At 30.8% G+C, this 13,666-nt stretch carries 15 protein-coding genes and 1 pseudogene; 10 read left to right on the top strand and 6 right to left on the bottom strand.

Going from position 1 to position 13,666, the window contains the following annotated elements; all coding sequences use genetic code 11:
* On the bottom strand, positions 1-182 hold a 182-nt coding region (locus NE054_RS04285), incomplete at its 3' end, for a hypothetical protein (protein ID WP_297888978.1).
* Between the two features lie 67 nt (positions 183-249).
* Between NE054_RS04285 and NE054_RS04280 the strand changes: the two genes are divergently transcribed.
* Positions 250-2,511, top strand: a complete 2,262-nt coding sequence (locus NE054_RS04280; RefSeq protein WP_297888976.1) for an AAA domain-containing protein — start codon at positions 250-252, stop codon at positions 2,509-2,511.
* 42 nt (positions 2,512-2,553) lie between these two features.
* Positions 2,554-3,732 carry a succinyldiaminopimelate transaminase gene (gene dapC / locus NE054_RS04275; RefSeq protein WP_297888975.1) on the top strand — a complete coding sequence of 393 codons (1,179 nt, stop codon included), beginning with the start codon at positions 2,554-2,556 and terminating at the stop codon, positions 3,730-3,732.
* Here dapC and NE054_RS04270 read toward each other — a convergent pair.
* Complete coding sequence (locus tag NE054_RS04270; protein WP_297888972.1) at positions 3,725-4,981, bottom strand: Glu/Leu/Phe/Val dehydrogenase; 1,257 nt, start codon at positions 4,979-4,981, stop codon at positions 3,725-3,727. The two genes, dapC and NE054_RS04270, sit on opposite strands and share 8 nt — an antisense overlap.
* Positions 4,982-5,078: 97 nt before the next feature.
* Here NE054_RS04270 and NE054_RS04265 point away from each other — a divergent pair, with 97 nt between their 5' ends.
* Entirely contained in the window at positions 5,079-5,930 is an 852-nt protein-coding gene (locus tag NE054_RS04265; RefSeq protein WP_297888968.1) for a complex I NDUFA9 subunit family protein, read from the top strand.
* A gap of 1 nt (position 5,931) precedes the next feature.
* Here the strand turns inward: NE054_RS04265 and murI are convergent, their stop codons facing one another.
* The 4 genes from murI to NE054_RS04245 are packed head-to-tail and all read right to left on the bottom strand — an operon-like array spanning position 5,932 to position 9,420.
* Positions 5,932-6,714, bottom strand: coding sequence for a glutamate racemase (gene murI / locus NE054_RS04260; RefSeq protein ID WP_297888965.1), 783 nt, complete (start codon positions 6,712-6,714; stop codon positions 5,932-5,934).
* The gene (gene rsfS / locus NE054_RS04255) at positions 6,714-7,076 is read right to left on the bottom strand and encodes a ribosome silencing factor (RefSeq protein ID WP_297888962.1); all 363 of its coding nucleotides are present in this window, start codon (positions 7,074-7,076) and stop codon (positions 6,714-6,716) included. Before rsfS ends, murI begins: the two co-directional genes overlap by 1 nt.
* 8 nt (positions 7,077-7,084) lie before the next feature.
* On the bottom strand, positions 7,085-8,011 hold the full coding sequence (gene bamD / locus NE054_RS04250) for an outer membrane protein assembly factor BamD (RefSeq protein ID WP_297888959.1): 927 nt from the start codon (positions 8,009-8,011) through the stop codon (positions 7,085-7,087).
* Entirely contained in the window at positions 8,008-9,420 is a 1,413-nt protein-coding gene (locus NE054_RS04245; RefSeq protein ID WP_297888956.1) for an Rne/Rng family ribonuclease, read from the bottom strand. The genes bamD and NE054_RS04245 overlap by 4 nt, the downstream gene beginning before the upstream one ends.
* Before the next feature lie 71 nt (positions 9,421-9,491).
* Here NE054_RS04245 and NE054_RS04240 point away from each other — a divergent pair, with 71 nt between their 5' ends.
* From NE054_RS04240 to NE054_RS04210, 7 genes and pseudogenes are all read left to right on the top strand, one after another.
* A complete protein-coding gene (locus NE054_RS04240; RefSeq protein WP_297888953.1) occupies positions 9,492-9,902 on the top strand; it encodes a hypothetical protein in 411 nt (136 codons plus the stop codon).
* A gap of 1 nt (position 9,903) precedes the next feature.
* The gene (locus tag NE054_RS04235; RefSeq protein WP_297888951.1) at positions 9,904-11,043 is read left to right on the top strand and encodes a DNA double-strand break repair nuclease NurA; all 1,140 of its coding nucleotides are present in this window, start codon (positions 9,904-9,906) and stop codon (positions 11,041-11,043) included.
* A complete protein-coding gene (locus NE054_RS04230) occupies positions 11,040-11,357 on the top strand; it encodes a helix-hairpin-helix domain-containing protein (RefSeq protein WP_297888950.1) in 318 nt (105 codons plus the stop codon). Before NE054_RS04235 ends, NE054_RS04230 begins: the two co-directional genes overlap by 4 nt.
* The gene (locus NE054_RS04225) at positions 11,350-11,670 is read left to right on the top strand and encodes a tetratricopeptide repeat protein (RefSeq protein ID WP_297888947.1); all 321 of its coding nucleotides are present in this window, start codon (positions 11,350-11,352) and stop codon (positions 11,668-11,670) included. The genes NE054_RS04230 and NE054_RS04225 overlap by 8 nt, the downstream gene beginning before the upstream one ends.
* A 98-nt stretch (positions 11,671-11,768) precedes the next feature.
* The gene (locus tag NE054_RS04220; protein WP_297888944.1) at positions 11,769-12,611 is read left to right on the top strand and encodes a glycosyltransferase family 9 protein; all 843 of its coding nucleotides are present in this window, start codon (positions 11,769-11,771) and stop codon (positions 12,609-12,611) included.
* Positions 12,612-12,747: 136 nt separating this feature from the next.
* Positions 12,748-13,230, top strand: a complete 483-nt coding sequence (locus tag NE054_RS04215; protein WP_297888943.1) for an NAD(P)H-dependent oxidoreductase subunit E — start codon at positions 12,748-12,750, stop codon at positions 13,228-13,230.
* Positions 13,205-13,666: pseudogene (locus NE054_RS04210) on the top strand (NADH-quinone oxidoreductase subunit F); the annotation flags it as partial. The gene NE054_RS04215 and the pseudogene NE054_RS04210, both read left to right, overlap by 26 nt.

Below are 13,666 nucleotides of genomic sequence, written 5' to 3'. Positions count from 1 at the left end.
TTTACTAAACTATCCGCAAATACACCATCAAATAAAGTTTTTAGCGTTTCATTTTGGAATGTCCCTGTATCATTTATCTCATCTATCAATAAACTCAAAGCTTTATAAGTTGAAATTTCGCTTGGTATTGGTGCTATAAAAAAGTGATTAGCATCAATAAACTTCAACCTACCATCAAACACACTCTTTGATTTATTTAAATGCTTTTTATACTCTTCATCGTAATTGTAGCCTTCTTTCGGAAAAAAGGTGTTAGTTGTATCTCAAAAAGTTCCTGCTGTCGAAGTTATTAAAGAAAAAGTAAAACCTTTTTTAGAAACAGACAAAAATATTTTACCTTTAATCTATTTTGACAAAGATATAAAGCAGGAACTAAAAGAAAGTATTAGACTTTTAATCAACCTAAGGAATATTTATAATCGTGAATTGAGTAAGGTTGAGAATGAACTTAAAAATGTTGAATCAGAAATATTTTACTATAATCAGAAAATAAAAAACTTAAGAAAAGAAATAGAAAAGAATATAGAATTGACAAGGGAATTTTTTAAGCTTAATGAAGAATTTTTAAAAAAAATGAATCATTTTCAAGAGAAATATTATGAATTAGACCAAGGGAAAGTAAACATTAATACTGTTTTAGATATTAACGATCAAAAATTCTCTTTATTTGAAAAAGCTCTTAATTTACTAAAAGATTATAGCGAAAAAATGGGTAAAGATAATATTTTATCAATTAGGCATAAACTCAGCATATTAGTCAATATACAAAAAATTCTTCCAGACATTATAGAACCAAATGGAGTCAAGTTTTATATTAAGAGTAGTACACTTCATTTCTATTTAGCTGAAATTATTGAAATAATAAAAAATCTAGTTAAAATAAAAAGAATAAGTAAGCAAATACAACAAGATATAGTCCTTTTTAGAAAATCAATAGAACAAGATAAAAATCATCTTAAGAGTCTATTAGTAGAATATATAAAGTTAAAAAATAAATATCGTATTTTAAAAAGCTTATCAGATAAAAGTATATTCAATAATTTAGAGACATTTTCGAAAATGTTAAATTATAAAAAGGCAAGTAGAGTAAAAAGCTATCAAAAAGCAATAGAGTGGGATAAAATATTAGATATTTTTCCTGTGTGGATATCAGAAATAAGAAACTTAAATGAAATTTTACCTGTAAAGGCTAATCTTTTTGATTTGGTAATCGTAGATGAATCGTCACAAGTTAATTTAGCAGAAATAATTCCTGTATTTTATAGAGGAAAGAATATTTGTATCGTTGGAGACCATAAGCAATTAAGTTTGATTTCAACAGGTTTAAACTTTCGAATAAGTAAAAGTTTAGATAGATTAACTTGGGAGAAATATAAACCTGCAAACCTTTCTTTTCATAATGCACAGAAAAGGAATTTAACAATAACAACTTCTTCTGTCCTGGATTTTATTAGATCTGAAGAGAACAACTTTAATATAAGAGAAACCATGCTGGATGAACATTTTAGGTCGTTACCATTGTTAGCAAAGTTTACAAATAAAGAATTTTATGATGGTAAACTTAAAATTATGACAGAAAATCCATATAATATATCTCAGCAATGTTTTGCTCCTATAAAGGTAAATGGGAAAAGAAATGGGAAAGTAATAGAAGAAGAAGCAAAAGCTGTTATTAAGATTATCAAATCAATAACAGCTAAAAGAGAATATGAAGGTATTAAACTCCCTGATATTGTACCAAAGAATTTTACTATTGGAGTAATCTCCATGATAAGGGATCAAGTTGAATTTATAAAAGAGCTTTTATTAGAAGAGAATCTTGATTATATTATGATAGGAACTCCAGAAGAATTTCAAGGACATGAAAAAGATGTAATTATATTTTCACTATCGGTTGATAGTGATTCTATTAGAAGTGTAGGACATTATGAAAATAAGAACAGGTTTAATGTTGCAACAAGTCGTGCTAAATACTTTACCTTTTTTGTATATTCAGGACTACCTGCTAACTTCACCTTAACAAGAAAATACTTTAAAAATTTTGGATTTGAACCTGAAATAATTGATTCTGAGGGATACTATGATGAAAAGACTATAAATCCACTAATATGGAAACTTGATCTATCATTATTTGAGTCAGAATTTGAAAAAATTGTATATGGTTATTTGGTTGAATATATAAACAGTAAAAAACCGAATCATAATATTGAAATATATAACCAAGTAAATGCATGTGGTCAAAAAATGTTGGACTTTGTTTTATACAATCATACAAATAAAAGGTTTGTAGCTGTAGAAGTAGATGGAATTCACCACTTTGAGTTAGATGGAAAAACATATTCACAAGCTCATTTAGAAAGAATGGATATTTTAAAAAGAGCTGGATGGAACATAGTGAATACTCCTTATTACAAATGGTATAACAATGGTTGGTTTAATGAAAATTCTCCTGTCCTTAAACAGGAGATTGAAAGAATATATAAAGAATTAGATAAATTTCTTATAGAATAATAAAACTTAAATTGATTTGAAAATCCATTAAAGAGGTTTTTGATGAATAAAATTATAAAGAACCTTAAAAATTATCCTATGGAAGAGTTGAATAGAATTAAAGCATCTTTAAAGGAAAAAGGAATAAAGATATACGATTTTGGTACAGGAGACCCAAAAGAGCCAACACCAAACTTTATAAGAAAAGCCCTGATAGATGCCGTTCCAGAGGTAAGCCAGTACCCATCTGTATTAGGAAGAAAAGAGTTAAGACATTCCATCTCAAAGTGGTTTGAAAAAAGGTTTAATGTAAAATTAAATCCGGATACTCAAATAATTCCATCTGCTGGCTCAAAGGAAGCTATATTTCATTTTCCCCTTGTTTTTATAGACCCACAGGAAGATAAAAAAAGAGTTATATTTGGAACACCTGCCTACCCTGTTTACGAAAGGGGAACCCTTTATGCAGATGGTATCCCAACAGCTATAAAATTAAGAGAAGAAGACGGTTTTTTACTTAGACTTGATAAAATAGAAAAATCTATATTGGAAGAAACAAAAATCGTATGGATAAACTATCCACATAATCCAACGGGAGCCGTTGCTCCACCAAGTTATTTTGAAGAGACTATAAAAATATGTCAAGAGTATGACATTATACTTTGTTCCGATGAGTGTTATACAGAAATATACTTTGACGAAAAACCCCATTCCGCTTTAGAGTTTGGAATTGATAATGTAGTTGTATTCCACTCTCTATCAAAAAGAAGTGGTATGACAGGTTATAGATCCGGATTTGTTGCCGGAGATGAAAAAATAATATCTTTTTATAGAAAAGAAAGGGCAAACTTTGGAGTAGCAAGTCCGGATTTTATACAACAAGCTGCAAAATCTGCGTGGGAAGATGAAAATCATGTAATCGAAAGAAATAAGATATTCAAACAAAAAAGAGATTTATTTATAGAGTTTTTAGACAGGATAGGTCTTGAATACCTCTATCCAAAAGCAACTTTTTACATATGGATAAAATCTCCAAAAGGTATACCTGCAAAAGATTATGTAAAAGCTCTTTTGGAGAATGGTATCGTTGTATCAATTGGGGAAAATTTTTGTAGTAGCCTTGAAATAACGGAAGGAAACTGTGAAAGTGACTACTTTAGGATAGCTCTTGTTCCTAACTTGGAAGAATGTAAGGAAGCTATCAAAGTATGGGAAACGGTTCATAAGGATTTAGTTAAATAACTTTTCTGAGTTTTGCTCTCATATATAGATTTTCAAGGGCTACAAACAATGCGGACTGTCTAAATGTTAAATTTTTTTCTGAAGCTATTTTTTTAACTTTATCATAGGATTTTAACAATTTTTCTTTCATTGTGTTATCTATTTCTTGGTCTGATATTTCCATTACTCCTAAACCTTTTAACCATTCATAATAACTTACGAAAACACCTCCGGAATTTGCTAATATATCCGGAACAACTATTTTCCCATTTTTATGTAAAATTTCTTCTCCTTCCGGCGTGGTGGAGGAATTCGCACCTTCGACTATTATTTTTGCTCGTATTTTTTCAGCATTATTCTCTGTTATAACATTTTCTTTTGCAGCTGGTATGAAAACATCACAGTTAACAAAGATAAAATCATCCGGATTTAAAATTTTTACATTTTTATTTAAATTAGCTACTTCTACTACAGAACCATAATTATCTTTTATCTTTTTTACAACTTCAAAATTCAAACCTTCCTCCGAAAAAATCCCGCCTTCCGAGTCTGATACAGCCACTATTTTATAACCTAATTCCTCAAGCTTTTTAAATGTATATTTTCCGACCTTTCCAAAACCTTGAATAGCAATTCTTACATTTTTATTTTTTAAAAAATCTTTAATAACAGTATCTGTTATATATGCAACACCGTAGCCTGTAGAGAGCTTTCTAAAATTTATACCCCTTAACTCTGGTGATTTTCCCGTAACTATAGCATAAACCGGTTTTCCTTTTATTTTTGAGTATTCATCAAAAAAAATATTCATATCTTTCTCATCTGTATTAATATCTGGAGCAGGAATGTCTGTATACTCATCGGTGTATCTACTTAACTTTTTTGCATACTCTCTAATTAAATTTTCCTTTTCAGATTCTGTTAGACGTTTAACATCTGCTACTATTCCTCCTTTTGCTCCACCAAATGGAATATCAAGTAAAGAGTTTTTTAACGTCATAAGAATAGAAAGCTCTAAGAGTTCTTCATAATTTAAATCCGGTGTAATCCTAAAACCTCCCTTATAAGGACCATTTATAGAGTTATGTAAAACTCTATAACATTTAAATGTTTGTAGAATATTATCTTTTTTAACACATACAGAAAACATAAACGAAACATCCGGATTAATTAGTATATTAAAAAACGAAATTTTATCCTCATCGGGAATTGAAAGATGGTCTAATGTATCTAAAATTTCTTTGCTTATCATCACTTTTTTGGTATTCATATAAAATTCCTTTTTGATTAATAGTTTATCATAAAACGTATATGAAATTATTAATTTAGAATTGAAAAAGCAAATTAAAATGTTTATATTTAAAACTATGAAAATTTTAGTTTATGGTTCTACAGGCTTTGTAGGAAGGTATGTTGTAAGACAGTTGTTAAACAAGGCAGAGCTCTTTTTGGCTGTTAGAGATGAACAAAAAGCTAAAGACATATTTGATGGAAAGGTAAATACAATAAAACTAAAAAATAACATTGGTGATGAGATTTTAGATATTATTCCGGATGTGGTGATAAACCTTATTGGTATATTAAGGGAAACGTCGGAAAACACTTTTGAAAAGGTTCATTATGAAATTCCAAAAAGGTTGATTGATGTATCAAAACAAGTTGGAGTGAAAAAGTTTATACAGATGTCAGCACTTGGAGCAAACTTAAACTCAAAAAGTAGATACCAAAAGACAAAGGCAATGGCAGAAGAATATCTGAAAAAATCCGGATTAGATTACGTCATTTTTAGACCGTCAATAATAATGGGAAAAGAGCAAAAACTTTTTGATGATTTGAAAAAATACAGTAAAATCGCACCTTTCTTTTTGGCTCCTTGTGATGCCAAAGTTCAGCCGGTTAATGTTTACGATGTAGCAACTTGTTTTGAAAAAGCATCTTTAAGTGAAATAAAAAATCAGATTTTTGAACTTTGTGGTAACAAGGTTGTAAATTACAAAGAGCTTTTTGAGTTTGCTTTGAATTATCTTGGAATAAAAAGACCTGTTATAGGAGTTCCCAAAAAGATGTTTCTTTTTATGATTCCTGTTTTTGCGATTATACCTGAGCCTATAATGACTTTAGACCAGTACTACATGCTTGAAGAAGATAATGTTTGTAAAGGGAGTTATCCGGGCGTTAAAGATTTAGTGGGAAGCGTTTCAGATGCTTTTGTTTTCTAAATTATAATGAACATAAGTCTGATAGTTCTATTTTTTCTGTTTTTGCATCACCTATCAGTAGTTTTCTAAAGTTATCAAAAGCGTGGGACTCGTCTGTGATTAGTATATGTCTTTTACCATTTCCATTTAAGTCTAATTTGAGATTGTTTATATATTCTACAATTGCGATTGATGAGTCTACTATGTTTATATGAGGGTATAGTTCCTTTATAGTGTTTTTCAGGAGTGGGTAGTGAGTACAACCAAGTATTAAAGTATCTATTCCTTTGTCAATCAATTCTTGAAGGTACTCTTTTACTGTTAACTTTGCAATTTCGTTATCTATCCATCCTTCTTCTACCAACGGAACAAATAAAGGACAGGGCTTTTGGTGTATTTCTAAATCCGGATTTAACTGTTTTAACTCCTGTTGGTAAGAGCCACTTCTAATTGTAGCAACTGTTCCTATTACACCAACCTTTTTGTTTTTTGTGTATCTAACTGCTACTTGTGCACCTGGTTTTACAACTCCTATTACAGGAATTGGCAGGATTTTTTTTAATGTGTCTAAAGCGTATGAAGATGCTGTATTACATGCTATTATCAAAACATCTACGTTAAAGTTGTGGTAAAGGTAGGTTGCACACTCTATAGAGTATCTGATTATGGTTTCCTTTGATTTGTTTCCGTAGGGAACTCTTGCTGTGTCTCCTAAGTAGTATATGTCTGCTTTTGGAAAGTTTTCCGCAACTTCTTTAAAAACTGTTAGTCCACCTATTCCGGAATCAAATATGCCTATGGACATTAATCAGTGTCCTTGTTTACATTTTCAAATTCAACTTTTGGTGCATCGGACCATAACCATTCAAGTTTGTAGTAGTCTCTAATTTCCGGAAGGAATATGTTTACCATTATGTCTCCGTAATCTATGGCTATCCATCTTCCTTCTGTGTATCCTTCTAAATGTTGTGGTATTACACCGTACTCTTTTAATCCGGATATGATGTTATCACATATAGCTCTTGTATGGACGGGAACACTTCCGGATAAGATAACCATATAATCCGCTATTGGTGATATCTTACCTATTTCTAATGTAACTATATCTTCTCCTTTTTTCTCTTCTGCTTTTTCTACAATCTTTCTCAAAATTTCCAACGTTTCCATATCACCTCTTACAGATTAATTTTTCTTAATAAATTTTGCAATTTACTCTCTTTTTCAAGGTTTTTTACTTGCTCTTTGTATTTTGAATCCGGATAAGCTTTATCAAATGAAGCTATTATCTCTTTTGCTTTTTCTTTTGAGTTGTTTATTCTTTCTAATAAGGTGTTTAACTGCTCTTCTAACAGTTTCTTTCTGTTTATTAAAACGTTTTTAGATTCTAAATCTTTCTCTTGGTCTATCTTTTTTTCAAGGTCTTTTATCTGTTGTTTGTAGTTTTCTATCTCTCCTTTGTACTGGTCTTCGGAATGGATAAGATTGTAAGCTAATTTGTAGATGACGTAATCTTTTTCTATATAGTTTTTATACTTTGTGTATGCTTCTTGATAGTAAACTGCAGCTGAGTATGGTTTTCCATATTTTTCATAAGTTTCAGCAACGTAAAGGGTGTGTTTTGCTTTTATCTCGTTTACTTTTTTTATTATCTCTTTTGCAGCTCCAACATACTTACTGTTTGGGTAACTATCTAAAATTTCTTGGGCTTTTTCTTCCGCTTTGTTTACATATGTTAAATCTCTTTTGTAATCCGGAGATACAAACAAGTAAGACATTGCAAGTTTATAAAGTGCTTCCGGAACTTTGCCGGAAGTAGGGAAAAGAGCTATAAACTCTTCAAACTCTACTATCGCATCGACATACTCTTCTCTGTTGTAATATGAGTCTGCCAGTGCAAACCTTGCTTCCATAAGCTCCGATGGTGTTAATCCTTGGGATTTGAATATTGCATTTTTCAACTCTTCTTTTGCCTTTTTATACTCTCCTTTTTGATAAAGCTGTAAACCTTTTGATAGTTTCTCATTTCCTACATAAAACTCCGTCTTGCTACCACAGGAAAAGACAAAAACAGAAAGAGAAATTAAAGTGATTATCTTCTTCATAGTATCTTTTCTACCTCATATTTGTCTACATGCATTTTATTATTATACTCTATTTCTACTACATCTTTAAGATTTAAGTTTTCAAGAAGCTTGTTTATTTCGTAGGACAGTTTTGGATTAAGTACAAGTTTTAATTTTGAGTAAGGTTTTAATTTTTGTAATGTTTTTTCTATCTCAAAAAGTAAGACTTCTTCTGACCTTAAATATCCTTTTCCATAGCATACCTGACAGGATTGAGAAAGTTGTTTGACTAAACTCTCTTCTATTTTTTTTCTTGACAGCTCTACAAGTCCAAGTTGTGTCAAACCTTTTATCTTTACAGGTCTTTTATCTTTCTTAAACTCTTCTTTTAGCATTTCAAGAAGCTTTTCTTTATGTTCTTTTTCTATCATATCTATAAAATCAATTATTATTATTCCAGCTAAATCTCTGAGTCTTATCTGTCTGACAATCTCTTTTATCGCTTCTGTATTTATCTTAAAGGCTGTTTCTTCTAAATTTTTTTGTTTATGACAGCTTCCGCTGTTTACATCTATCACAACCAACGCCTCTGTTTCCTGAATTACAAGGTATGAACCACTTTTCATGTAAGCGTAAGGTGATAGTATCTTGTTTATAACCTTATCTATTCCATACTCAAAGAATAGGGACTGTTTTCTTTTTCTGTAAGGGGTTAGTTTTACGGTTGAATTTGGAAAATTTTCTGAGATGAAACTTTTTATCTGTTTTAATATTTTTATATCGTCACATACAACTTCTGAAAAGTCAGCTGCATAATCTCTAACTATAGTAAAGGCTTTAAATGGTTCTTCGTAAACAAGGGCAGGGGCTTTTAACTTTTCTGAATCTTTTTTTATCTCTTCCCATAATCTTTTCAAAAATTGAAAATCTTCTATAATCTCTTCATCGGTTGCGTTTATGGCTGATGTTCTTATTATTATGCCGTAGTTATCCGGATTTAATTGGTTTATTAGGTTTGTAATTCTTTTTTTTAAATTATCCCTTATCTCTTGGTCTTCGTATTTTGATGATATTGAGACTTTACCTTTGTTTTGTGGTAGTAGTACCAAAAACTTTCCAGGCAAAGAAAGTTTACAAGAAAGCTTAGCTCCCTTTGTACTTACAGGAGACCTTTTTACCTGAACCAGTATTACCGAACCTTTTTTTAGATTTTTACACTCTTCTTCACATACATCTTTTTTAGGTAAAAAGGCTTCTTTATCTTCTCCTATATCAACAAAGTAAGCTTCCATTGCTGAGCTGTAGCTGATAACTTTTCCTTTGTATATATTTCCTGCCTGTTTTGACATTTCTATATCTTCAACTTTAAGTTCAACAGGAGTGTTATCTTCTAAAATCAAATAAAAATTCTTTTTTGTTCCTGTTGTTATTATTAGTTTTCTATCCAACTGTATAAACTCCAGATTAAGTAAAAAAACAGATATAATTTTAGCATAAGTAAGAGTTATAATATTTTGCCATGAAGAGAATTTTGTTTATTTTTGGAATTTGCTTAATACTTTTATCTGGATGTAAGAAACCTGTTTACTATAAGATTTACGATAGTAGTTATGTAGGCAAAATCAGTTGTTTAAAGATAGAGAGTAACGATTACCTCATAAAAGAAAAAGTAAGCAAGTTTTTAAAAAAAGGAATAATCAATTCCGGATGTAATATAAAACTTGTCATTTATGCTAAATACCTTACACAATGTAACAATCCAAACGTTAAGGCGTTTGGAGCGGACTTTGATGGATATTTGAGATTTTCGGTTATTGATGAAAATAAAAATTTAGAAATTTTCCGGATTCAAACAGACTTTAAAGATTATCCTCAAGAAGATATAATAAAACAGATGATTGCTATTACTGAAAAACAGTTGAGGTTGTAAAATGTTGTATCAACTTTTAGAAATAGTAAGAGAAAGAAAAGAAGAAATAAGAAGTTATTTAGAAAGTAAAGATGATAATGTATCCGTTGATAAAGTTTTAGAAAATTGGACCAATTATACTCCTCAACATAAAGATGCCCATGTATGTTCATCTGATGGTTCATTTTACAGTAAACAGTATTTAGGTTTTTTTCTTGGTGTTTTTAGTGGTTATGCGGAGAGTTTTAATCCTTCTAATTTAGAAAAAGATGAAGCGTTTGTTGGTGATATTTATATCTCCGTTATAAAACAGTCCGATAACTTTAAAACTTTACTGACTCTTTTTATGTTTTTATCTGAAATTAAAGCTGCTTACAACCTTGCAAAGGAAAAAAATCCGGATGTAATTCTCCTTGACGGAACATTAACAAGTAAATTTATAATACCTTTTCCTTTACCTTACTGGTTCACGAAAGAGATAGAAGAGGAAAAAATTTTTGATGTTGTATCAAAAGTCTATGAAAAATTAAAAAAAGAATGTTTATCTTATCCATCAATTTATTCTTTATCCAAAGATATATCCAAGTTGGTTTTAGAAAACCTTCCGGAAAAAAGGAGAGATTTGTTTGAAGTTGTTATTTCACAACTTGCTTACTATGAACATTTGATAACCTTTTATAATCTTCTTAATCTTGATTACAAACCTATCATACTAGGAATTGCAAAAACAAGTACAGGTAACGATATTTTGAAATATCCAGTTCCCGATATAAAACTATTTTTAACATACTGTAAAGAATTAGGATATTCAAAGTCAGTACCACAAAATCTTCAAAATTTAAAATCAGAGTTTGGAAAACTAAAAGATATAGACCCACAGTTAAACAACAACCTTTATGATTTAATGATAGAATCTTTTTATGGAAAGTATAGTGATGTTAGGGCTATTAACCTTATTGAGTACTATCAAAATCCGGATAAACCTACGATAAAAAAAGAAGAAATTCTTGATTACTTGGCAAACACAACCGCAGCCGGATACAACTACCCATTTATCTTAAAAAGAGTTGACAATCAAGTAAGAATAACCGCATCCGATTTTGAAATCATTGAAAGAGAGCTTGGATTTTGGAATTTTACAACAGGAAGGGAAGCACTTTGAAAACAAATCAAAAACTTTTGGAAGTTCAAACACTTGGCATATGGATATTTACAACCTTTTTACTACTGCTATCCTACATTCCATCAATTGTTAAAGACCAACCTAAATACACATCAGATTATTTAAAAATAGATATAAATAAAGCAGATGAGCTAACTTTGGAAAAAGTACCTTACATAGGGGAGGAAACTGCGAAATTAATCATAGAAGATAGGTCAATAAGAGGATATTATAAAAGTGTACAAGAGTTAAAATGGATTAAAAATTTTGAAAAGGTAAAAGATTACTTAAAAGTGGAGGAAGAAAATGAGTAGTAAAATAGATGCATTGCTAAAAGCCTTAGAAAAAGACCCAAATAACCCTTTAGGACTGTACGGTGTCGCATTAGAATTTTTTAAAGAAGGAAGGTACGATGATGCGATAGTTTACTTGAAAAAATACCTAAGTGTGTACGATGACCAAGGTGCCGCATACAGAACTTTAGCTCAAGCTTACCTAAACATAGGAGATATAGAACAAGCCATAGAAACCTACGAAAGAGGGATAGAGCAAGCCAGAAAATACAACCATCCAACGATGGTAGAAGAGTTTAAGCAGGAGATAGAGAGATTAAAGACAATGATTTAAAGAAAGTCCTTGTAATAAGGTTTTCTTCTCTTGGTGATGTTATACTTTCATCTGTTGTTTTACAGCCACTTTATGAAAAAGGATATGAGATAGATTTTTTGACGTTAAAACCTTTTGCTGAACTGTTTTCAAAGGATTACCGTATAAAAAATCTGATAACTCCGGATAAAAAAGAGTTAAAATCCTTAAAGAACATTATAAAATTTTCAAAGAATCTTGATAGATACCAATACATTTTAGACCTTCATGGTAATTTAAGGTCTTTTTTGGTTTCTTTTTTTGTAAAAGGACAGGTTATAAGATATAAAAAACAAGGTATAAAAAGAAGATTGAAAATTTTAGACCCAAATTTTAACGTGATAAAAGCTTACCTACAAACTTTAGAGTGTCTTGGAATAAGTGGTGATTACAGACCGAAGATTGTTTTAGACGAAAAAGATTTTTACAATTTAGATTTTTTGCCTGATAACTATGTTGTTATAGGAGCTGGAGCAAGGTATCTTACAAAGATGTACCCGTACTACGGTAAGGTTTCAGAATTACTTTTAAAAAAAGGTTTTAAGGTTGTTTTAGTAGGTTCAAAAGAAGATAGAGAAAAAGATAAAGGAGTTTATCCGGATAAAGTAATTGATTTAAGAGGAAAACTTACATTGAGACAAAGCTTAGCTGTTATATCTAAATCAAAATTCGTAATAAGTAATGACTCTGCTGTTGCACATATGGCAAGAGCTGTTGGTGTAAAAGTTTTGATGATTTACGGCGGTACACATCCTTACTTTGGATTTGCCCCATTTAAAGATGAGGGAGACTACATTTTTAAGGGAATAAACTGTCAACCGTGTGATTTACATGGAAAAGATGTATGTAAATCCGGAGATTTTAGGTGTTTAACCTTAATATCTCCGGAAGAAGTTGTAGAAAGGTCGTTATCTCTTCTTTGAGTTTTTATAGTTGTTCCAACCGGTCATTCCACCTGCTAATAAACTATGTATGATTCCTATCATAAGGTGTTTAGGCTTTTAAATTTTCAAACAATGTTATAAAATATAAATGGTTATATTAATCCGGAGTACTGATTTGGAATATAAATACCTCACGCAAGAACTTAGACAGAAAATTGATAAATATGTCCAAACATTCCCTGTAAAAGAGCAGGTAATAATTCCTGCATTACATCTTATATATTCAAAATACAGAGATATAGAATTTCATCACATGGAAGAGTTGGCTGAATATTTACAGGTTCCTTTAAGTCATATAGAAGGTGTCATTTCTTTTTACGATATGTTTAGGAGAAAAAGAAAAGCAAGACATCATATAAGATTGTGTAAAAATCTTCCTTGCCACATAATGGGCTGTAAAAAGTTGTTGGAGCTTTTTGAAAAGATTACAGGAGAAAAAGCCAACGAAGAAAGTAAAAATGGTAGATTTTACATAGAAACTGTAGAATGTATAGGAGCATGTAGTGTGGCTCCAGCTTTTATGATAGACGATGATTTGTACGATGGAACAAAAATAACAGAGGAAAAGTTATATGAGATACTATCCAAATATACCTGATTTAAATGCAAACAGCTCTATTAACCTACTTTTAAAAAGGGCAAAAGAAAACAGAACTGTTGATATCCAAGAGTACGAAACAACCGGAGGATACTCCGCTTTAAAAAAAGCCCTTACGAGATTCACTCCGGAAGACATAGTCATAATGGTAGAAGAAAGTACTTTAAGAGGTAGAGGAGGAGCCGGATTCCCTACAGGTAGAAAGTGGAGATTTGCTCTTTCAAACCCAAAACCAAGATACCTTATCTGTAATGCAGATGAAAGTGAACCCGGAACATTCAAAGACAGAATAATAATAGAAAGAGACCCACACCTTTTGATAGAAGGTATGATAATATCCGGATACGCTCTTGGAGCTGAGATGGGATTTATTTACATAAGAGGAGAATATCCGGCTGGAGCCATGATATTGGAAGACGCGATAGAAGAGGCTCGT

Origin of the sequence: Sulfurihydrogenibium sp., assembly GCF_027448985.1 — a bacterium.
In the GTDB taxonomy this organism is placed as follows: Bacteria; Aquificota; Aquificia; order Aquificales; family Hydrogenothermaceae; genus Sulfurihydrogenibium.
The sequence above is the reverse complement of the archived record's forward strand: the minus strand, read 5'-3'. Positions and strand labels throughout refer to the sequence as shown.